The organism is Clostridium ganghwense, assembly GCF_026735165.1.
In the GTDB taxonomy this organism is placed as follows: Bacteria; Bacillota; Clostridia; order Clostridiales; family Clostridiaceae; genus Clostridium_H; species Clostridium_H ganghwense.
Map to the genome: position 1 here is coordinate 1,236,005 of NZ_JAPQES010000001.1, position 22,740 is coordinate 1,258,744.

The 22,740-nt window shown below is 28.6% G+C and carries 20 protein-coding genes and 2 pseudogenes; 3 read left to right on the forward strand and 19 right to left on the reverse strand.

Annotated features, from left to right (window positions below):
* Nucleotides 1–103: 103 nt before the first annotated feature.
* The 7 genes from hydF to OXH55_RS05620 all read right to left on the reverse strand — a co-directional run bounded on the left by hydF (nt 104) and on the right by OXH55_RS05620 (nt 8,109).
* Nucleotides 104–1,327 carry a [FeFe] hydrogenase H-cluster maturation GTPase HydF gene (gene hydF, locus OXH55_RS05590; RefSeq protein WP_268048662.1) on the reverse strand — a complete coding sequence of 408 codons (1,224 nt, stop codon included), beginning with the start codon at nt 1,325–1,327 and terminating at the stop codon, nt 104–106.
* A 15-nt stretch (nt 1,328–1,342) separates the two neighbouring features.
* Nucleotides 1,343–2,719, reverse strand: coding sequence for a [FeFe] hydrogenase H-cluster radical SAM maturase HydG (gene hydG, locus OXH55_RS05595; RefSeq protein ID WP_268048664.1), 1,377 nt, complete (start codon nt 2,717–2,719; stop codon nt 1,343–1,345).
* A 1-nt stretch (nt 2,720) separates the two neighbouring features.
* The gene (gene hydE, locus OXH55_RS05600) at nt 2,721–3,767 is read right to left on the reverse strand and encodes a [FeFe] hydrogenase H-cluster radical SAM maturase HydE (protein WP_268048666.1); all 1,047 of its coding nucleotides are present in this window, start codon (nt 3,765–3,767) and stop codon (nt 2,721–2,723) included.
* 3 nt (nt 3,768–3,770) lie between these two features.
* Nucleotides 3,771–4,019, reverse strand: a complete 249-nt coding sequence (locus OXH55_RS05605; RefSeq protein WP_268048668.1) for a TM1266 family iron-only hydrogenase system putative regulator — start codon at nt 4,017–4,019, stop codon at nt 3,771–3,773.
* Nucleotides 4,020–4,373: 354 nt separating this feature from the next.
* Nucleotides 4,374–6,281: a diguanylate cyclase domain-containing protein gene (locus OXH55_RS05610; RefSeq protein ID WP_268048669.1), complete on the reverse strand. Its 1,908-nt coding sequence runs from the start codon at nt 6,279–6,281 to the stop codon at nt 4,374–4,376.
* A 274-nt stretch (nt 6,282–6,555) separates the two neighbouring features.
* Nucleotides 6,556–7,431, reverse strand: a complete 876-nt coding sequence (locus OXH55_RS05615; RefSeq protein ID WP_268048670.1) for a TerD family protein — start codon at nt 7,429–7,431, stop codon at nt 6,556–6,558.
* An 18-nt stretch (nt 7,432–7,449) separates the two neighbouring features.
* The gene (locus OXH55_RS05620) at nt 7,450–8,109 is read right to left on the reverse strand and encodes an AIM24 family protein (protein ID WP_268048671.1); all 660 of its coding nucleotides are present in this window, start codon (nt 8,107–8,109) and stop codon (nt 7,450–7,452) included.
* Between the two features lie 220 nt (nt 8,110–8,329).
* On the opposite strand from OXH55_RS05620, the gene OXH55_RS05625 reads away from it, so the two are divergent.
* Nucleotides 8,330–10,780 (forward strand): YceG family protein, encoded by a 2,451-nt coding sequence (locus OXH55_RS05625; protein WP_268048673.1) that lies wholly within the window; start codon nt 8,330–8,332, stop codon nt 10,778–10,780.
* An 11-nt stretch (nt 10,781–10,791) separates the two neighbouring features.
* The gene (locus OXH55_RS05630; protein ID WP_268048675.1) at nt 10,792–11,889 is read left to right on the forward strand and encodes a toxic anion resistance protein; all 1,098 of its coding nucleotides are present in this window, start codon (nt 10,792–10,794) and stop codon (nt 11,887–11,889) included.
* Between the two features lie 23 nt (nt 11,890–11,912).
* Here the strand turns inward: OXH55_RS05630 and OXH55_RS05635 are convergent, their stop codons facing one another.
* Complete coding sequence (locus OXH55_RS05635; protein WP_268048677.1) at nt 11,913–12,614, reverse strand: MgtC/SapB family protein; 702 nt, start codon at nt 12,612–12,614, stop codon at nt 11,913–11,915.
* Nucleotides 12,614–13,729: a sensor domain-containing diguanylate cyclase gene (locus OXH55_RS05640; protein WP_268048679.1), complete on the reverse strand. Its 1,116-nt coding sequence runs from the start codon at nt 13,727–13,729 to the stop codon at nt 12,614–12,616. Before OXH55_RS05640 ends, OXH55_RS05635 begins: the two co-directional genes overlap by 1 nt.
* 118 nt (nt 13,730–13,847) lie before the next feature.
* On the opposite strand from OXH55_RS05640, the gene OXH55_RS05645 reads away from it, so the two are divergent.
* Nucleotides 13,848–14,030 carry a hypothetical protein gene (locus OXH55_RS05645; protein WP_268048681.1) on the forward strand — a complete coding sequence of 61 codons (183 nt, stop codon included), beginning with the start codon at nt 13,848–13,850 and terminating at the stop codon, nt 14,028–14,030.
* 58 nt (nt 14,031–14,088) lie between these two features.
* Here OXH55_RS05645 and OXH55_RS05650 read toward each other — a convergent pair whose 3' ends face one another.
* From OXH55_RS05650 to OXH55_RS05690, 10 genes and pseudogenes are all read right to left on the reverse strand, one after another.
* Nucleotides 14,089–14,931, reverse strand: a complete 843-nt coding sequence (locus tag OXH55_RS05650; protein WP_268048683.1) for an Mrp/NBP35 family ATP-binding protein — start codon at nt 14,929–14,931, stop codon at nt 14,089–14,091.
* An 83-nt stretch (nt 14,932–15,014) separates the two neighbouring features.
* Complete coding sequence (locus OXH55_RS05655; protein ID WP_268048685.1) at nt 15,015–15,839, reverse strand: YhfM domain-containing protein; 825 nt, start codon at nt 15,837–15,839, stop codon at nt 15,015–15,017.
* Nucleotides 15,840–15,869: 30 nt separating this feature from the next.
* Nucleotides 15,870–16,628: a prolipoprotein diacylglyceryl transferase gene (locus OXH55_RS05660; protein ID WP_268048687.1), complete on the reverse strand. Its 759-nt coding sequence runs from the start codon at nt 16,626–16,628 to the stop codon at nt 15,870–15,872.
* A gap of 107 nt (nt 16,629–16,735) precedes the next feature.
* The gene (locus tag OXH55_RS05665) at nt 16,736–17,317 is read right to left on the reverse strand and encodes a hypothetical protein (protein ID WP_268048689.1); all 582 of its coding nucleotides are present in this window, start codon (nt 17,315–17,317) and stop codon (nt 16,736–16,738) included.
* 526 nt (nt 17,318–17,843) lie between these two features.
* A pseudogene (locus OXH55_RS05670) lies at nt 17,844–17,885 on the reverse strand (hypothetical protein).
* Between the two features lie 571 nt (nt 17,886–18,456).
* Nucleotides 18,457–18,831: pseudogene (locus OXH55_RS20245) on the reverse strand (DUF7922 domain-containing protein); the annotation flags it as partial.
* 209 nt (nt 18,832–19,040) lie between these two features.
* Nucleotides 19,041–19,889 carry a 16S rRNA (adenine(1518)-N(6)/adenine(1519)-N(6))-dimethyltransferase RsmA gene (gene rsmA / locus OXH55_RS05675; RefSeq protein WP_268048691.1) on the reverse strand — a complete coding sequence of 283 codons (849 nt, stop codon included), beginning with the start codon at nt 19,887–19,889 and terminating at the stop codon, nt 19,041–19,043.
* 1 nt (nt 19,890) lies between these two features.
* The gene (gene rnmV, locus OXH55_RS05680) at nt 19,891–20,433 is read right to left on the reverse strand and encodes a ribonuclease M5 (RefSeq protein ID WP_268049029.1); all 543 of its coding nucleotides are present in this window, start codon (nt 20,431–20,433) and stop codon (nt 19,891–19,893) included.
* 206 nt (nt 20,434–20,639) lie between these two features.
* Nucleotides 20,640–21,677: a 3D domain-containing protein gene (locus OXH55_RS05685; protein ID WP_268048693.1), complete on the reverse strand. Its 1,038-nt coding sequence runs from the start codon at nt 21,675–21,677 to the stop codon at nt 20,640–20,642.
* Between the two features lie 278 nt (nt 21,678–21,955).
* Nucleotides 21,956–22,723: a TatD family hydrolase gene (locus OXH55_RS05690; RefSeq protein WP_268048695.1), complete on the reverse strand. Its 768-nt coding sequence runs from the start codon at nt 22,721–22,723 to the stop codon at nt 21,956–21,958.
* Between the last annotated feature and the right edge of the window lie 17 nt (nt 22,724–22,740).

A 22,740-nucleotide genomic window follows, 5' to 3' on the forward strand; every position in this document is an offset into this window, starting at 1 on the left:
AAAGCCTAAACTTAAATAAAAAAAGAGCAAAAACATAGATATTTCCTATATTTTTGCTCTTTCTTATGTTTATTTTTATTTTAATTTAATTTCTTTAATTTTGTTACTGATCACTGGTTACTAAATGTTGCTTCTCAACATTCTTAAAGATTTCCACGCTTCTCTCAAGAATTCCAGTTAAATAAGCTAATAAAACACCATAATTTGTGATGAAAACATTTTTTTCTCTACACATATCTATTCTTATTAACATAGTCTTTCTATTTAACATACATGATCCGCAGTGTATAACAAGATCATAATCACCTAAATCTTCTGGGAAATCATGCCCCATTTTAAATTCAAATTTTAAATCCTTGCCTGTATGCTGTCTTAACATTTTGGGAATTTTAACTCTTCCTATATCTTCGTGGGAATGATTATGGGTACAGCTTTCAGATATAAGTATTCTTGAATTTTCATCAAGCTTATTTATTTTAGAAATTCCTTCTAAAAACGCATCCAAATCTCCTTTATACCTAGCAAACAAGATTGAAAAACTAGTTAGTTTTATGTCTTTTGGTACAATTTCACTTACTCTTTTGAAAGCTTGTGAATCAGTTACAACTAAATCCACATCTTTGATATCATCAAGAGCTGACTCTAGTTCCGTATCTCTTACCACATAACTTTTTATTCCATGATCCAAACAATCCCTAATTAATTGAACCTGTGGAAGAATTATTCTTCCCTTTGGAGCCTCTGAATCTATAGGAACAACCATAATAACCTTGCTGTTATAAGGAAGAAGGTCTCCAACTATAGGTAGTTCCTTTTCGCCTTCTTCTATTCTCTTAATTAACTCGTCCTTTAAAAATAGAATATTTTCTTCTTTACTTGCAGATACCAATATAGCATCATCAAATTTACTTCTAACTTCTTCTAATCTATGTTTTGAAACAGTATCTACTTTGTTAACTACGGTTATATAAGGAATACTATACTGCTTAAAGTTTCTTACAGTTTCTTTATAAGCATCCTCGTCTATGTCGTTTATATCCATAACATAAAGGGCAAAATCTGTTCTCTGAAGTATTTTAAGACTTCTCTTAACTCTAAGTTCTCCAAGTTCTCCCATGTCATCTAACCCAGCAGTATCTATAAAAACTACTGGTCCTAGAGGAATTAACTCCATAGCTTTACTTACAGGGTCTGTAGTAGTTCCCTTTACAGAAGATACCAAGGATATATCTTGACCAATTATAGCATTCAACAACGAAGACTTACCTGCATTTCTTTTCCCATAAAGTGCTATGTGTTTTCTATTTGCATTTGGTGTATTATTCATTTTATCCTCCTACTCCTATAAGTACAAATCTCTTTCTCCTTTTTTAAGCTTTTCCATATTATCTAACACTAATTTTCTTATATCTTCTCTCTCTATTTTTGCTGCTTCCTCACGAATTAATGCTTCACCTTTTTTATATAACTCTTCATCGCCATAATCTAAAATGAATTCCATTAAAGTCATCATAGCATTAGGTCCACAAACATTTTGAATCTGACCTGATTTTGCAAGCCTCATGAATCTATCTCCAGTTCTTCCTTTTCTGTAACAGGCAGTACAATAGCTTGGTATATACTTGTCATCAATTAATTGCTTTAAAACCTCTAGTGGACTTCTGTGGTCTGCTAAATCAAATTGATTTATAGCCTTTCCTTCTTCATGCTCTTTATATCCACCAACACCAGTACATGAACCTGCACTAATTTGAGAAACTCCATATTTTAAAAGTTCTCTTCTCATTTCTGCACTTTCTCTTGTAGACATAATAATCCCTGTAAATGGAACTGCAATTCTTGTAATAGCTACTATCTTTTTAAACATATCATCATCTACTGAATGTGGGAACGTCTCTAAATCCATTCCTTCTGCTTTTCTAAGTCTTGGAAAAGATATAGTGTGAAATCCAACTCCATACTTTTCTTCTAAATGGTCATTGTGAAGCATCAAAGCTAATACTTCAAATTTAGGATCTGAAAGTCCAAATAATACTCCTCCACCAACATCATCTATTCCGCCTTCCATAGCACGGTCAAAAGCAGTTAGGTGATATTCATAATCTCCTTTTACACATTTGGGATGCATTTTTTCATAAGTAGGCTTGTGATAAGTTTCTTGGAATAATATATAAGTTCCAATCTTAGCTTCCTTTAATTTTCTATAATCTTCAACAGTTGTAGCTGCAATATTAACATTTATTCTTCTAATAACACCATTTTCATTTTCTGTTTTATATACTGCATCTATTGCATCTAGAATATAGTCTATATCACAATTTACAGGGTCTTCTCCTGCCTCTAGTGCTAATCTTTTATGTCCCATCTTTTCAAGTATCTTAACCTCTTGCTGAATTTCTTCTCTTGTTAATTTTTTTCTTGCAAATTGATTACATTTTTTATATCCGCAATAAACACAATTATTTACACAATAGTCACTAACATATAGTGGTGCAAAAACAACTATTCTATTTCCGTAAATAGACTTTTTAATATCTCCTGCTATACTATACATTTCCTTTAACTGTTCTTCATCCTCTATTTGCAGCAAAATAGCTATATCTTTATGTGATAGCCCTTTTTTCTTTTCCGCCTTATTAAGAACCTTTTGAATCTCTTCCTTACTTGCTCCTTTAGCCTCTTCTAATAAATTTTCAATATACTCGTGATTAATAAACATTCTATTTCCTCCTCCAATTTATATTATCCCCTCTTGACATATCAATAGAAAAACCAGCTCTGGTTATTCTTCCTTCTATACACTTTCTGCACTCGGCAGCCTCGTCTCCTGTACATATTTTCCCGTTGTATAAGGAATATTTCTCTCGTACTGATATTGGTGATAAATTAGGCATAACTACATTTCCACCAGCTTTTAATCCTTTTTCTCTTCCTAATGGATCTATAGTTCCTAAAGCTGTAGTTGCGGGCAGCAGAACATCAGGTAAAAATAATCTTATAAGAGCCAGCATTACTACAGTTTCTTCTAATGTTCCATTTTCTTTATGCGCTAAAGGTGTATCTTTATGTGAAATAAAGGGACCAATCCCTATCATATGTGGTTGAAGTTCCTTTAAAAAATGAAGGTCTTTTACATAATCTTCATTAGTCTGTCCTGGAAGTCCTACCATAAAGCCAGCCCCTACTTGATAACCTATCTTCTTTAAATTCCACAAACATTCTCTTCTGTTTTCAAAACTAGCCTTAGGATGTAACCTTTCATATAGTTCCTTTGATGCCGTTTCATGCCTTAAAAGATATCTGTCAGCTCCTGCATCATAATATCTTTTATAGGATTCATAAGACTTTTCTCCTATAGAAAGAGTTATCGCAGTGTCTGGAAATTCTTTCTTTATTTCTCTGATTATTTCGACAATTTTATCATCAGTATAGAAAGCATCTTCGCCGCCTTGAAGAACAAAGGTCTTGTATCCAAGTCTATCTCCCATTTCACAAGCTGATAAAATCTCCTCTATAGTCAATCTATATCTATCAGCATTTTTGTTTGATGCCCTAATACCACAATAAACACAATCCATTTTACAGTAATTAGTGAACTCTATTAGTCCTCTCATAAAAACTTTATCACCATATGTTCTCATTCTAGTTTGGTGAGCTTTATCTATTAGATAATCCTTGTTTTCTTTGTTTATATTATTAAGTAAATCCAGTAATTCCTTTTCATCTAAATAGTTTTCTCTATATAATTTATCAATTAGCTTTTTCATAGTTTATATCTCTTTCTTTGATATAGATGTTTTTACTAAAACATTTTCAATGTTCCCAAGCTTACCAGTAAGACTGTTTATTTCATTTAAATCTCCAATAACAGTTATAGCAATTACTGATATTCCTTCTTCAAAAGGTATCCCCATTCTTCCTCTAATAATTCCCTTAAAACTAGCTATTACTTCATTGAACTGTTGTTGACACTTTGCAGGTTCTTCTAAAATAGCACTAATTACAGCAATTTTTCTCATATTTTCTTCCTCCTTGGCAAATAACAAAGGTATATATTAGGATGCTTAAGGTTGGAAATTATAAAATTTTATAATTTCCTATAAATTAAAAAAACTTCCCTAAGAAAGGAAAGTTAGAATTCGTATAACAAATAAACCTTGGATTTTCTCCATGGTATATGTGTCTCTATATCTAATTTCCTTTCAGATTAGATTGCTCTTTTCTGTTAGGTTATCATTTTTGTATAGAACAAATATTTAAAGATTTCTCTCTAAATATTTGAACTGTTGTACAATTTATTATTTAATAATATTGTATTCCTTAATATTTGCAATGTCAATGTATGCATAAGTCAATCCATAAATTACCTGCATTTATAGTATATTTGTGCTTTTAAGATACTCCTTACTATTCTTTATCTTTTGTTTGTATTTATACATCCGTTCATCAGCAACTCTCATTAATTCATCATATTTTTCACCATCTTGGTTAAATTTAGCAATACCATAGCTGTAGCTGCAGATAAACTCATTCTCTTTAAATACTATAGGATTATCTTCAAAATATATGATTAGCTCTTCAAATTTTTTAATTAAAGCTTGTGAATCTGTATCAAAAAAAACTCCTACAAATTCATCTCCACCAAGTCTTGCTAAAATATCTGAAGTTCCAATACACTTACTTAAATTACTTGTAAAGCTTTTTATAAACTCATCTCCCGCTAAATGTCCATAAGTATCATTAACAACTTTTAATCCATTTAAATCAAACACCACAAATGAAAATTGTTTATTATCTATTCTAGATTTATGAATAGATTTATCAATTAATTCTTCAAAATATCTTCTATTATAAACATTAGTTAATTTATCATATCTAGATAAATATATAGTTTCTTCATAAAGTTTATGCTTACTAATAGCAATTTCAATTTGATGCCTCATATATTCCATTATTTCTAAATGTGTTTCGTCATATACGTAATTCCGAACACTATCAAGATTTATAAAACCATATAATTGCCCTTCTATTATAATTGGTGCACTAATAGTAGATTTTATTGTATTTCCTTCTTCAGTATCTAAAATATTTAAATTTTCTATTTTGTTAATATCATTAATAATAACTGTTTTATCTATGTTTCCTTTTGTCTCATACCATGCAAATGATCTTTTTAGTCCAATACTAAAATTTTTCACCTCTTCAAGCTTATAACCTTTATGTGCTTTAATTCTTAGGTTTTTGTTCTCATCTAAAACTAATACAGCTCCAATAGTTGCTTCATCAATAGATGCAATTGCCTTTTCTAAAATTAAATTGAATAATTCATTAATATTGTTCATTCCGATAATAGCTTGATTTATTTCCAACATAGAATCCTTTAATTTTGATAATGTTTGCATTCTTTTCTTTACCTTATTTCGTTCTGTAACATCAACCACAACTCCAACCAACCCTTTAACCTTACCTTGCTGATTCACAAGAGCCGCTTTGTTAAAAACAACATCGTGGAATGATCCATCGTTATGCATAAGTCCCGCTTCATATATCTGCTTACCCCTACTATTCATTAACTTGTTATCTGCTTTATAATAAATATCCGCAAATTCTTTAGGATAAACCTCATGTACAGTATGACCAACAAGTTCTTCTTTTTTTAGTCCTAGATATTCTGCAAGGGCAGTATTACAATGTTTATAAACTCCATGTTCATCTTTATAAAATATTGGATTAGGAATTGTATCGATAAGTGTTTGAAAAAACTCTAAATTTTCTTGAAGTGCTACCTCAGCATTCTTCCATTCTGTAACATCCTGAATAGCACCAATCATTTTAATTCTATTTCCATTATCATCATACACAGAAGTTCCATTTGCTCGTATCCATCTTTCTTCTCTGTTTGATTTTACCATTTTAAACTCTATAGGCATTATTATCTGCGAGTCTTCTTTTTTTATCAATATTTCTTCTATCATAGCATGAATTACATTCTGCATAATGTCTTCAAAATCTTCTTCAAAATCTTCTTTATTTATACCAAACATTTCATATATTTCATCAGAAAAATTCAGTGTATTTGATTTAGAATCCCATTCCCAACTTCCTAGATTTCCAATTTTTTGTGCACATTTTACTCTTATTTCCTTTTCCTGCAACTGTTTTTTAACTAATTTTCTTTTTTCTACATTGCAGCAAACTTCATTACACTCATTACATCTATTAGAACATACTTTTTGTTTTTTTGATCGAAATAAAGATAAAATAAAATTAAATAGGGACATCGTTTTCACCCTCTCATTACATGCCTTTATAATATTTTCGATATTTTTACTTTTTTCTTAACACAAACCTATAGAAGCTTTGCTTAATGCCTTTATTATTTCACTATTAAGAAATATTATTGGAACTGGAACTCCTTGAACTTTTCCATGAAATAACCAATTGCTAGGAAGAAAAATAAAAAGAAAATTAAAGAAATTAACTTAAGTAAAAATAAACATAAAAAAGAGCAAGAATGTGGAGAATATTTATGTTCTTGCTCTTCCTTTTATTCTTCTATTTTGTATCTATTCCATAGTTATCGCACAAAGCTTGAAGACCTCCATTAAACCCACTTCCTATAGGCGATATTTTCCACTCATTTTTATATCTATAAATTTCTGCAACTACAACTGCTGTTTCATATTTTAATCCTTGGTTGAAATTATAGTTTATAATTTCGCTCTTAGTTTTAGCATCTATAATCCTAAAATATCCATTAGATACTGCTGCAAAATTATGATGGCGTTTATCTGCCTCGTAGATAGTTACAGTGAAAGCAAGCTTTTGAATATGTGATGGAATTAAATTTAAATTAATCTCAACAGTTCCATCAAATCCATCCTTTAATAAAGAATTATGATCTTTATCTAAAATAACTCCTCCATCTCTACTTCTAGGATTACCATAAAAAATAAAGTTTTCTTCTGCTGTATTATTGTTTCCGTCTACCATAAATATTGATGTATCTAAATCAAATTCAGTATTTCCATTAAAATTCACATCCCAATCTAATCCAACAACAAGCTTTGAAAGATTTTGAGTTTTGGAATTTATACTTATCTTCTGTCCACGCTGAAGTCGCATAGAATTATTAGCATTTATACTAGTTCTTACAGCTTTATTTTTAGCTGGTTTATCAGTAGTACTCTCTCCACTCACAGCCACTTGATTTACACTTCCTGAACTATTCACCACATTTGTATATCCGCTGCTATTTTGAGAATTAACTATATTACCTGTACTTCTCATTTGCCTTTCTATAGCTTGTACAGGCTGTGACAAATCAATAAAACCTTTTTCTTTCCTTATTGATGTCTCAACAACTAAACTTCCATACCTACGCTGCTCCGAATTACGGATACTTATATTAGGATTATCTATATTTAACATAATGTGCTGTCTCCTTTATTAATCAATTGCTAGATTAAGCCCTGAAGCTCTTTCACAAGGCTGAACTATAACAACTTCTCCTGGACTATTAAATTCAAGGAAATAGGATTCTCCAGAGGTTTGTCCAATAAATGTCTTCCAGTTTACATCTGCTCTGAAGCTTGGATCCGGTCCTGTCCAACATATAACTGCATCTGGGTCTACAACACAAGGAGTTTCAAGTATTATTGGATTTCCATTTGTAGTTATAGCAACCTGTGGATTGTTTCCTACCGCTGTAAGATTTGATGTAAACATTCCTTTTTGTGATATAACTCCACTTCCTATAAATCTAACACCGTATTTACACCCTTCAGTAAAAGCAAGTAAATTTTCTCCTTCAACTCCAATACTTTGACCTGGCTGTAGCTTTATTACACTAACATGATGTGCATGACTAGCCATATAATATGTACCTCTGCCGCTGACTTTCATTATAGGTATATTCTCTCCTGTAAGTTTTCTAGCCGCAAGATTAATCACTGAATTTAAAATACTTCTATTTTGGTTTGTATCTAGCAAAACCTTTTCCGCTGTGAAACTTCCCTGTTGAGCTACCATAGCTCCAACTCTAGCAAAAAAATGTCCATCTCCTTCTGCCACACAACTTAATTCTTGATGTACTCTAAAATTAAACATTAAATCCTCTCCTCTTACAATTTATCTTTAGAATAAATGCCTATAAACAATACTTAATTTATTATTGTTAGTATATCATAAGTGAAATTATCATCCATAACGTTCATGTAAAATTCACATTATTTTTGAAATTTTTAATAGGATTTGCAAAATTTTTGTCTAATATATTATAATAGACAATATTTTAATCTAATTAATTATTTGAAAGTAGGCATGATATATGGTTAATATTCGAAAATTTATAAATTCTTCTCTCCAAAACTCAAATAATATTTTCAATGATATATTAATACCTTTAAACAAAAGAACTGGATTTATGAATGGTCCTAGTCCAATCCTGCCTGTTTATTTTTATAGGTGTATGGGTATTAAAGAAAACGAAGAAGAATATTATGATGAACTGTATAAATTAGAGGAAAAATTGTCTAAGCTAAACAACTTATACTTAAAATTTATTTCTAATATACCTTTTAAAAATAATTCTAAATTAGTAGAAAAAATTCAAATGGCTTGGAGTAGAAACAGCCTAGAACCTTTTGATAATACCAAAATAGAAACTTTAATTAAAATATTAAAAGGAAATGGCTCAATTTCCAATATAGATAGTGCCTTATTAAATTCTTCTATTGAAGAAAGTTTTCATCAGATATTAGAGTTGTATCTAAAAAAAGAACCAAATTTGAATTTAACTAAAGTCAAAAATTTCACTTTGAAATTAATTACATGGATAAATGACTTTATACCAAGTTTAATACAAAATTTCAATTTAAAAGTCTCAAGCAATTCGGAAATTATAAATCCAAAAGTCATTTACTATGGTGATATAAAAAAACATGAAGTATATTTCTTAATTTTCTTATCTCGTTTAGGTTGTGATGTTCTATATATAAATTCTCCTTCTGACTGTGATTTTTCATTGATTGATAAGGAAGGACATTATTCTAAGATTTTAAATCTACCTAAAAAGATAAATTTAAATATACCTCAACCACAAATTAAAACTTCCGTTAAGACTTTTAATGTAAGTAATTATATGAATTCTATAAGTTCATCTCTTAAAACTTCTAATGATATTTTTAAAGATTTTTCATGTTCTTTAAATAAAAGAAGTGGCTTTATTGGTAAACCTATGCCTATAATACCAGTATATTTCTATAGATATATAGGAATTAAAGAAAAGCAAGATGAATATTATAATGATTTATATAAATTAGATAAGAAATTAGAATCTCTTGGAGATTTGTATTTAAAAATCACTAATGATCTTCATATTGATATAAATACAGAACTAATAAATAAAACCAATAATGTATGGAAAGCTATACCTAACTTTAATAAAAATGAAAAAGACATTTTATTATCGTTATTAGTAGAAGCTGAGGCTTTTCCTGATTTGAGAGAAGAAATAATAAATTCTTCTATAATTAAAAGCTTTAGTTCTATCTTAGAGATATATTTAAATACACAATCTATCATAAATACAGCTAAAATTAAAAACTTTAGTTTAAAAATACTTATGTGGATATATAAATTTATACCAAATTTATTTAAGAAATTTGACTATCTAAAAAATTCTACAGGTGAAATATATAGCCCTAAAATATTGTATTATGGAGATATTAAAAAACATGAAGCTTACTTTTTACTATTTCTATCTAAAATAGGCTGCGATGTTCTATATATTAATTCTTATAATGATCAAGTTTTTGACGCAATAGATAAGAATCAAGTTCATTCAAAGCTTATAACTTTACCTAACACATTACCATTAAAAGAATTTCCTTTGGAAGAAATAATAATAAGACAAGAAACAACAGCTTTTAAAGCTTCAAGTGAAATCTCAAATGTTATTTATAATGAAGAAGATGGTCTTTATAAGCCTTGGCAATTTGAACAATATAAAACTCATCCTTTAACCTTAAAAACGACCTATGATGAGCTTAAGATTCTTTGGAAGGAAGAAGCACGAATGCGTCCTGACTTTAAAATTGAAAATGGAACAGTATATCTTCCAAATCTATTTGCCAAAATTAGTGGTGTTCATAATGATTTAAACATGTACTGGAGAGAATTTGCAGAGCTAAAAGAAGCAGAAAATTTACTTTTCATACCTCAAATTCCTTATACCAAAGTTACTTATTCAAGGTATGATTTATATTCTCTAGAATATTGCTTCGACAAAAATGGATTAGTAGACAAAGAAAGTCTATTTAAAAATCAACTTTATAAATTTTCTTACTTAAAAACTTCATTACAAAATACTATTATAGATAAAATAAATCAGTTACTTAAATTATCATTTTTCAAAGATTCACTCAACACGGAATTTAGACTTAAAATTTTAATGACTATATTAACTATGGATAAAAAAATACTAGAATTGATTCAAAAGTTTGATTATCCATTCAAAATACCCAAAATATTAGTTTATGATAATAATGAAAGTATCTTTAGTGATGAAGACTTTATTCTGTTAGCCTTTTTAAACTTAATAGGATTTGACATAGTGATTTTTACTCCTACAGGCTATAACAATATTGAACAAAAAATTTATGAAAAATACTTTGATACTCATAAGCTGGAAGATATTAAATTTAATTTAGAAATACCTAATTTAAATTCCATTCATAAAAATAAATCAGATTCTTTTTGGTCTAAGCTTTTTAAATAAGGAGGATTTTTATGCTAAATAATACAAATGAAATGATGGCTTTACAAGCGGAAGGAATTAATTTAGAAAAAGAAACCAATGAAATTGCTTTAAAAGTAAAAAACTCACCAGAAGTCACAGCTCTTGCAAAACAAATCGACGTACAAAACGTTGACAGTATAATGGGGTTTGGTCAAGATACAGCAACAGAAATTTCTAGCTTCTCAGATAGAATATTGAGTTCAATCCGAACAACTTCTGTAGAAGATTCTGGGAAACTTCTAACACAGCTTAATAAGATAATGGATAAATTTGATATAAAGGATTTTGAAGATAAAAAGCCAGGATTCTTTGCAAAACTTTTTAATAAAGCTAAAGATTCTATAGAAGCTCTATTCCAAAAGTATCATACAATGGGCGGAGAAGTTGATAAGGTTTATATTCAATTAAAAAAATATGAAGCTGAAATAAATACTTCAAATCAAAATCTAGATGAAATGTTCAACAAAAATATGGAATATTATACTCTTCTTGAACAATATATTTGTGCTGGAAACCTAGTTGTTGAAGATTTTAAGAATAATATTCTTCCTCAGCTTCAAAACAAAGCTGCAGCTTCAACAGAACAAATAGATCAACTAAATTTATCTAATGGCACACAGCTTTTGCAAATGCTAGAACAAAGAGTTTATGATTTAGAACTTGCTAAAAATGTTTCTCTTCAAACAATGCCTCAAATTAAATTAATACAGCAAGGTAACTATAATTTAGTTAGAAAAATAAACTCTGCTTTTATAGTTACTATACCTATATTTAAGCAAAGCTTAATACAAGCTATAACTCTTAAAAGGCAAGCTGTTCAATCAAAGGCTATGGCTGCTTTAGATGAGAAAACAAATGAATTATTACTTAGAAATGCACAAAATACTGCAATGCAATCTAAGCTTACAGCTCAACTTGCTTCTGGCAGTTCTATTCAAATAGAAACTCTTGAAAAAACATGGCAAACTATCATACAAGGTATAGAAGAAACTAAACAAATCGAGAATGAAGCAAGACAAAAACGTATAGACGGCACAAAACGTCTTGAAGCAATACAAAAAGACTTTGAAAGCAGAATCAAAAAATAAGAATAATGTTGCCATTGGCAACATTATTCTTTTATTACTTTCACTATTTTCTCAAAACTATTTAATTCTTCAATAACTTTACCTATTTTAACATACCTTGGAACCAATATTATATATAAACACTTTCTAAATAAAGTATTTTCTTCTCTTCCATGTATCAAAAATTGTACATCTTTTATTTTGATATTTTTACTTTTAAAATAACTTGTTAATTCTAAATTCAAGTCTTCTTTATTGTAATATTCTATTTGTAATTTTACTAAATTTACTTTTTTAAAGAAGTTAGATTCAAACCTTCTTAAAAGAACCACTGTAAAAAAAACACTTACAGCTGATATAATACTTAAAAAATAGTATCCCATGCCAATTGCAAGCCCAATACATCCTACAGTCCAAATACTTGCAGCTGTAGTAAGCCCTTTAACTGATCCTTTTTCACGTATTATCGTTCCAACTCCTAAAAAACCTATTCCTGATATAACTTGAGCACCTAATCTTCCCATATCAGCTTTAAGTGCATTTGAAAGTTCTGGATGCTCAATAATGAGTGCTATTGTATCAGTAGTAATATGGAGCTGTATCATTGATATTATAGCCGCACCAACACAAACTAAAATATGCGTTCTAAGTCCTGCTGGTCTATTTTTATATTGTCTTTCGTAACCAAGAAGTCCTCCAATAAAAATGGCAAGTCCAAGCCTTAAAATGACTTCATAGTTATCCATTACATTCTCATATCCCCTTTTCTTTTTTTGTCCTTATACATATTTTTATCAGCAATATTGAAAATTTCATTTATACATAAATTTTTATCATAATCTATTTCACATATTCCATAGCTAAAATTTACGTTTATATCTTCTATATTATCAATTACTTCTTCATTAAGCATCTTTCTTGTATTATTTAGTACTTTTCTCACCTTTTCATCTGAAGAGTCTTTAAATAAAACAACAAACTCGTCTCCAGATACTCTTGCATATATATCATTATTTCTATTTAAATTTTTTCTTAGTACTTTTGTAAAGTGTTGTAAAGTTTTATCTCCTATCATATGTCCATAATTATCATTTATTTTCTTGAAATCATCAATATCAATTGTGGCAAGAAATAATTTAGTATGATTTTTTTTCATTTCCTCTAGTTCTATCTTCAAAATATTATTAAATATCCTTTTATTATATATACCTGTTAAATAATCATGATTTACCATATATCTTAATTCATCTTGAATTATAAAATTTTTCAACACTAATTGTAATTGATTTCTTATATGCTTCATTAACTCTAAATCATCTTTTGTAAAAATTGTCCCTTCTTCATCACTATCAATATTTATTACACCTACAAGTTCATCATCTAAATATATAGGGGTACTTAAAGTAGATTTAATACCTAAAGCTCCTATTTGTTGTAATTTACCTCTATTGTTACAGCCCATAAATTGTTCATCAAATTCTGGTGAATTTGTTATTATTACAGAATCACTAAAATTATTAGTTTCATGCAAAAATACTTCTTCTCTACTTAAAGATAAATTTTTAAGTTCTTCTGAAAATCCTCTTACTACTTTAAAATGGAACTTCCCATCTTCTTCTAAAATAAGTACACTCCCTTTATTAGGTTCAGGAATCAAATCAATTGCTGTATCCAACATAACACTATACAAGTCTTCCTTACTCGTTACTTTATTAATTTGATTGCCTATTAAATAGAAATGATCATTAACTTTTTGTAATGTTAGCAATTTTTCTCTTAATTTTTTTATTTTATAATATTCTTTTATAACTAAAATGGTTAATACTCCTATTACAAAATATAAAATAAAATCTGTATCCAATCTTTACACTCCTTGCAAATACATATTTAACAAAAAAATATATAACTTCTTATATGCGAATAATTAATACATATATAGCAAAAAATATTTAATAAACAAACTCAAAAGGAGATTTTTTATGCAAGGAAAAATATTAGATATGAACAAAACAGATGCTTTTATAGTTTTTGATAATGGAACAACTATTGATTTATGTATATCTCATATTCCTCCAAATTCAAAAGTAGGTGATACCGTTAATATTAATTTATCCTTCTCAAATGAAATAACCAATGATAAAATGAATAACTTTTTTATTTAATTATATCACAAATAAAAAAAAGCACGACATAAGTTACTAGTAACCTATGTCGTACTTTTTATTTATTTAACTGTTCCATAAATTTCTCAAATAACTGCTCATATTCTTTAGATTCTTTGATATAACTTTCCATTTTTCCATTTTCTAAGCTTTCAATCATATCTAAGTTTATAGGCATTTCTGCAAGCAGTGATGCACCTAGATATTCAGCATGCTCTGTTGCTGGCTTTTTACTAAATACTCTTAGTTTTTCTCCACAAGTTCCACATTTTATGTAAGACATATTTTCTACAACACCTAATAAGTTAACATTCATTTTTTCTATCATTACAACAACTTTTTTAACTATCATAGAAACCATATTTTGTGGAGTTGAAACTACAACCATTCCAGTTATTGGAGTACTCTGCATTATAGTTAACGCTATGTCTCCTGTTCCTGGCGGCATATCAATTAGAAGATAATCTAATTCTCCCCACATTGTATCAGCATACATTTGGTTTAAAACTCCAGTAATTAAAGGTCCTCTCCATATAACTGGCTGATCTTCTTGTTCAGTTAATAGGTTTAAAGACATTACCTTTATTCCACCTTCTGTTTCAACAGGTGTAAATCTAACTTCTTCTGTTCCTTCCATTTGCATAACTTGTGCTCTTTTATCACTTATTCCTAAAACTCTTGGCATTGAAGGTCCAGTAATATCAGCATCTAAAACTCCTACTTTATATCCAGCCTTTGAAAGCTGTGCTGCAAGTATTCCTGTAACTGTAGATTTACCAACTCCACCTTTACCACTAATAATACCAATTATATTTTTTATTTTTCCGTATTTTGGAAGCATCTTTGAACAACTTTGTTCATTACATGTTCCTTTACTTGGGCAAGTATCACAACTACTCATTTCTATTCCTCCTAAGCTTAAATTCAAAATACACCAATAACATTATATCACTATCCTTGTTTTTATCAAATGCCAAAAACACTTTAAAAATTTTCTGGTTTCTTATCTTTACTCATATTAAAATTCCATGTTCCCAATTCATATTTATTAATAAAATAGTAATTAGTTTCCTTTTTAGTTTTCTTATTAAAAAAAGTAATTATGCATTTATATATATCAGACTTATAACCTTCTGTACATATATCCATAGTAATATCATATTTATCTCTATCATCATTTTTTATTATTTCTTGATTATTTTTTAGTTTTTCCTTAAATTCCTCTATATCCATTGTCAGAATAAATTTAGCTACTTCCTCATCATCTATATCAATTCCTATTTTTTCATCGCCTTTTAAGGCTTTACTATAATCATCTAAAGCTTTAAGCATAGAATTGTGATAAACCTCTTTAAATTGTTTTGGTATTCTTATATCCCAAAAAATTTTTATAATATCGTCATCAAGCCTTTTGGATACAATGTACATTTTATCACCGCTATAAAGATTTCCTGCATCACTTTTATCATAACCAGCAATATAGTTAAATTTATAAACCTTATTTATGCCTTCATGCAATTCTAAAGTATAATCTGGTTCCAAAGATATTTTATTATTAACCTCCTTGGCTTCTGATAAGATATCATATAATTCTTTTATCGAATTTTTATCTGTAACTATAAAAGTGAAACCTTTATCTCTTACATTTTGTATAATTACTTTATTAACCTTTCCTTGTTTTATGTATTCAAAATCTTTATTTTTCATTCCCATTTTTACTTTCAACTTATCAATCTGTCCACACCCCAACAAGGTACTGCTGAAAGCTATTACTATTATAATAAATAAAACCCTTAGTTTTTTAAACACAAGCTTACCTCCTAAGCTTTAAAATAACCTTTATGCCTTTGCTTTTTTTAATCTTTGTATATTAAAAATAATAATCCCAATAATTAATGTAAAGATAGCAATAAATTGAGACGTTGACAGTATTCCTACATTTCCTCTTGGGTCATTCCTCAAAAACTCTACAATAAATCTTCCAATACTATAAATTATAACATACATAGAAAAAAGCTTTCCATCTTGTCTTTCTTTTTTATCATACCATATCAAAAATAAAGCTAAACAAAAATCAAATGCTGAAGAATATAATTGAGTTGGATGGAGTCTAATCCCTTGAGGCGCGAATAATGAGTCTTTAAATATAACACCTATAGGAAGATGAGTCTCTCTTCCATAACAGCAGCCAGCTAAAAAACATCCTATTCTTCCAAAGCCTTGAGCTAATGGTAGGCTTGGTATTACTAAATCTAATATTCCTAATACACTCCATTTCTTCTTTTTGCAGTATAAAACTATTCCTAAAATTCCACCTATTATGGCACCATATATAACAAAACCACTTCCAAAATCTTTAATAATTGACGATGGATTAGCTATAATATATTTAATTTCAGTTATTATATATAGGATTTTTCCACCTAAAACTCCCAAAATTATCGTAAACATAGACATATCCCATATCTTATCCTCATCATAGCCCTTTTTCTTGCTTCTTTTTGACAAAAGTATAAGGGCAAAAACTATTCCTATGGCTATCATTGCTCCATAACCATATATTTTCAATCCAAAAATTTCAAATAAAACAGGTTTCATAATTTTACCTCCCAAAATAATAAAAGAAGCATTACGCTTCTCTTTGTCCCTTGTATAAGATTATAATACTTAAAAAAACCTAAATCAATTACATTTCATCCTATTTGTTACTTAGTTTCTACTGTTTTAACTATACTTTCAAATAAAGCTACAAAGCTTTCTTTAAAATTTTCACTCTTTATAAAAAAAGAAACTCTAATAAACTGATTATTATTCTTTAAAAAATATTCATAAACAGTATAACTAGTGTTATTAACTAACATATTATACTTTATTGAATATCCTTTCCTATTATTTATTTTTATATCATTCATTTTGTAATTTCTTATTATATTTTGCTTTTCAGATACTTCTTTACTTTTGATTAAAAAATCCTTTAAATCATTTTTTATGTTCCAAACCTGAACAAATCCATTTATAACAAAATCATTAGATTGAAAATCATTATGATATACTATTTCATTACCTGGAAAACTTTGAGTTTTTGAACTCCACTCTGATGGCAGTTTGTAAGTTAATACACCATCTAAAGCCGTATATTCCTTTAAAGAACTAATATTATTTTGTATGAAGCTTACTGACTTTATATGTCCCTCTAGTATTTGTCCCGTTCCAAAAATAACTGTCATCAATATAATAGCAACAATAATAACTTGTAGTTTCCTTTTGTTTATTACTATAATCTTCATAAAATTCCTCCATATTCTATATTCAAATATATAATACTATATGAAAAACAATCAAAAAATATTAAAACTAACTGCCTATTTTTAAGCAGTTAGTTTTATACTTTTTATATAACGGGTACCATAACTCTCGAATTTTTAAAGTCATAGAACATTACCCAATATCCTGTGCTATACATCTTATCCTCTTTGTAATCTTTACAAACCCAAGTTGCAAAACCTGTCGTTCCACCAAATGGTTGATCATGCATAACTTTAGTACCAGGTATTGCATATACTAAATATCTCATTTTACCTTTTGAATCACATTTATATCCTAAAAGATAATGCCCATATTTTTTAATATAAGGATAATAGCAAATCATAGGATAATATACAACTGTATATTTATTTAAATCAGTTGTTTTATTTATATCTTCTAAGCTTTCTACAGGAACTTTATACCATTTACATTTTCCTACTTCAGGACATACATCTGAAACCTCTTCAAGTCCTTTAGCTAAGTTCTTGAAGAATTCACCTTGTACTCCTATAGGATAATCCTGCTCATCTTTCTTACACTTACACTCATACTTTTCTTTACATTTACACTCATACTTTTCTTTATGCTTATCTCTTACTTCTTCTCCTCTATACTCTTCAAATTTAGATGTATTATCAATTACTTCATCTATTTTACCATTATCTATATCATCATTATCTATACCATCATTATTCTCACTATCATTTATATCATTTATATCATTTATGTCATCTGATCTATCATTTCCTTCACTTGTATCGTCATTTATGTTCTTATATTGTTCTATGTCATTTTCATATTTATCAAAGATATCATCTTTTGGTTTATTTTTATTAACATCATCCACTTCTTCTAATTTTCTATTATTATTTTCAACTATTTCTTCTTTAACTTTCTCATCTTTAACGCTTTCTTCTTTAGCTTTCTTATCCTTAACTTTATTTTCTTTAACTCTTTTACTCTCATGCTGCAAATTAGTACTATCAGTTTTAACCTTTTTATCCTCTACAATTACTTCATTAGTTTCTACATTATCACTTGTATCTTGTCTTGATTGTACTTTATTTTGTATCATATAATAATTCTTCCAATCATTCAATCTAACTCCACTAATAAAACCTGTTAAAACGGATTTCATATTTGAATCTTGAAAATTTACTACAGCGGCTCCTTTAATTTTGTCCATAGACATACCACTATAGGCTATATTATTTATGTCATATTCGTATGAAATTTCTGCTCTTCCATAATCATCTATGTTCATTTCACCTAATTTTATTAACTTCTTTTCACTTTTCTTATCACATATTAAAATCATATAATACGGTTCTTTATCTTTTTTTAAATTTTGAACATAATATGATACTTTGCATTTTTCACTTTTCTTTTCAATTTTAGCATATCCTGTTGGAAATTTACTAGCATCTGATGAAAATCCCTTCTCATCTTCCTGTAATATAATAAAGTACCTGCTATAATTTTTTTTAGCTGCCACCTATTCTCCCCCCAACAATCTTATTCATTATTATAATATATGCTATGTTTAAAAAAAATGACCTCTTTTCTAAAAAAGTTTAGATAAGCGGTTCTATAAATGCTTTAAAATATTGAAGTTATGGGTATTTATAAAAAAATAAAAGTGAAAGCCATATCTAATCTATGACTTTCACTTTTATTTTTTTATTAAACTGTTATTATTAATTCTTAACTATTAACTGTAAGATCATATACTGCATTAGCCAAATTTGCAAATTCTTGAAGAGATAAAGTTTCTCCTCTTCTTTTAGAATCTATGTTTGCATTTTCAAAAGCCTTTTCCATTGTTTCTGCATCCATAATTTTCATGCTTTTTATTGCATTTCTTAAAGTTTTTCTTCTCATATTAAAAGATTGTCTTACTATCTTAAAAAACAAATCTTTATCCTTAGTTTCTACTCTAGGTTTATCTAACTTATCTAATCTTATAATTATAGAATCTACCTTAGGTTGTGGTACAAATGATGTTGGAGAAACTGTTCTAACTATTTTAGTATCACAATAATATTGTACAAGTACAGAAAGAGAACCATATTCTTTGCAGTTAGGCTCCGCATCTATTCTTTCTGCCACTTCTTTTTGAATCATTATTGTTAAAGATTTAAAGTTATAATTTTGATTTAAAATTCTAGCTATTATAGGAGTAGTAACATAATACGGTAAGTTAGCTACTACTTTGACATTTTTTTCATCCCCTATTATTTCATTAAAATCTACTTTTAAAGCATCTTTATGTATAAGCTTAAAATTTTCAAACTCTCCAAGTTCATTTTCAAGTATAGGTATAAGTTCTGAATCCAATTCAACAGCACATACTTTTTTTGCTTTTGTTAATAATTCTTTAGTAAGAGTCCCTACTCCAGGACCTATTTCTATTACAAAATCTTCTTTTGAAACTTCGGAACCTTCTACTATATCATCTAATACTCTATGATCTATTAAAAAATTTTGTCCTAAACTTTTAGTAAATTTAAAATCATATTTCTTTACTAATTCTTTAGTATTTACTCTTTCCATTCTACATCTCCTTACTTATTTTATTAATAGCAGTCATAAACTCTTCTCTGCTTATTCCATAGTTATTTAGTCTAGTTATAAATTGTGCAGAATTACAGTATCCTATTCCAAGTTCTCTTCCAAGGTCTTCTCTTCTTTTCTTAGCCTCACTATTTCCTGTAAGATTAAAATAATATAAATCTTGTGTATTAAAAAAATCTCTTCTTTCTTTTACTTCACACTTTGCATTTTTTAATGCTCTAATTATAGTCTCAGGAGAAGCATTTTCTACTCCTATATCATCATCACGAAGTCCTTCTTGTTTAGTTATATAGGCATGTTTTAGTCCACTTACTCTCTTAGATATTATTCTTCTTATCTTTTCCCCTGCAAAATCAGGATCTGTAAATACAATTACCCCTTGTCTTTTTTGTGCTTCTTTTATTCTCTCTATTACTTGTTTATTTATACCGAAACCTCCAACAGCAATCATTTCTGCATCTACTGCTCTTTTAACCGCTGTTATATCATCTCGTCCCTCTACTACAATAACTTCCTTTATCATCATTTTAATAAAAGCCTCCACCTTTTAATAATTATCAATATATAATTGCTAATCATCATTTATCAATTATTTCTCTTTCTATTATAAACCAAAGAAAATTTTATTCAATTCGTTAATTCATTTTTAATACCTTATTTTTCTTAAATAACTAATAAATTATATCAAAGTATAGTTTATTAGTTCACAAAAAAAGAGCGCTAAGCGCTCTATTTTATAACGTACACGTCTACGTATCTAACTCCAAAGTTGTAAACCTGGCTATCGGTATTAAAATATAAGTCTATTTTATTACCTTTTATAGCTCCACCTGTATCCTCAGCTATAGCATATCCATAACCTTTTATATATAGCTTAGTTCCAAGTGGTATAACTCTTGGATCAACAGCCACTGTGCTGTATCCACTAGGGTTTCTTTTAGTTTTTGTTCCAGACGCAGTAATTCCAAAGCCTCTATCTCCAGGTCTCTTACCTGTATCTTTATAACTAGATGTATAAGCAGTAGCTCTCATCCTTAATTTTTTAGAATAAGTCGCACTACCACGAGAAAGATTTAAAGTTTTTAAAGTTCCCATAGCAATAACCTTACTCTTAGGCTTCTTGATTACTTTTTCTCCTACTACTTGTCTGGATACTTCTTTTCCATCTTCATAGACTATTTTATATTCTGTTTCTTTTTGTCCAGCTGCACCTTCTTGTACAACTTTTTTGCTTCCTTCTTTCATATCGCTATCTTTTTTTACTTCTGTAGCGAATTGAATTGTTTCAACCTTTTTCTCTACTTTTGTATTTACTCTAGTAATTACTACTTCTAATCCGTTTTTAGTTTCTTCTTCTCTTACTGGTAAAACTTTATCTTCTTTTGATAATACTATTCCTTCTTCCGATAGCATTTCTCCAACATTATCTGCTGTAGTAGCGACAGTTCTTGTTTTACCATCAACCTGTAATTGGATATTAATAGCTCTTTCTATCTTTATAATGTCTCCTGATTTTATTCTGCTATTTAAGTCTGGTTCTACAATATCCTTAGGACCCAGTGCAATATTATTTTTCTTTAATATGTTTTCTACTTTACTCGTATATGTTATTATGCTCTTTTCTTTTCCGTCGATTACAATATTAACACTTTTCTCCATGCCGAATACTCCAATGACTATAGCCATAAGAATTAGCATAGATACAAAAAATACTTTAGGTCCATTTGAGAAGTAGGTCTTTATGTCGCTATTAAATTTTTCAAACATAATGTAAACCTCCTTGACAAAAGTGACTTAAACATTATATCGTGCATATCATATTTCGTCAAATCAAGCACTTTTTGTCCTTATTCTGTGTAAATAAAATGCATAATATGCATAATCATCCTCTTTGTAAAAACTTACACACAATATTTTATGCGTATTTTTTTACATTTATTATATATAATTACCAAGTTGTAAATTTTTATTCATTACTTGGTAAAATATATCATATATTTTATCGTTTTCCTTTTTATACCAATTCATTTTATATACATTTTACACTACCTAGATATTTTTAGCAAGTTTTTAATATTTTCTATTGTTTTATCTTGTACTTCTTCCACAGAAATTCCTTTTATCTCAGATATTTTTTCTATTATGTATTTTATATATTCTGATCTGTTTCTTTTTCCTCTATATGGTGTTGGTGCCATATATGGACAATCTGTTTCAACTAAAATCCTATCTAAAGAAACTTCATTTGCTACTTCTACTATTTTCTTAGAATTTTTAAAGGTTACAACCCCTGTAAAACCTATGTAATATCCTAATTTTAAGCACTCACGAGCAAATTCAACACTGCCTGAAAAACAGTGAACAACTCCCATTACTTCTGGGAATTCTTTTATAATTTTCAAAGTATCTCCATGTGCCTCTCTGTCATGAATAACAACTGGTAAGTCTAATTCTTTTGCAAGCTCCATCTGTCTCCTAAAAGCCGCTTTCTGAACTTCTTTTGGTGGATTCTCATCCCAATAATAATCAAGTCCAATTTCCCCTATAGCCCTTACCTTATCCTTTTTAGCCAATTCTTTGATTTCTTCTACAGCTTCCTCTGTAAGCTCATCAGCATTTTCAGGATGTATTCCTACCGCTGCATAAAATATATCATATTTTTCTGCAAGAATAGCTGAATCCCTTGCTCCTTGAAGGGAAGCTCCACAATTCAAAACTCCAACTATATTATTTTCCTTTAGCTCTTTTATAACTTGCTCTCGATCTTCATTAAAACTCTCATCGTCATAATGTGCATGTGAATCAAAAATCATTTTTATTTCCTCCTATA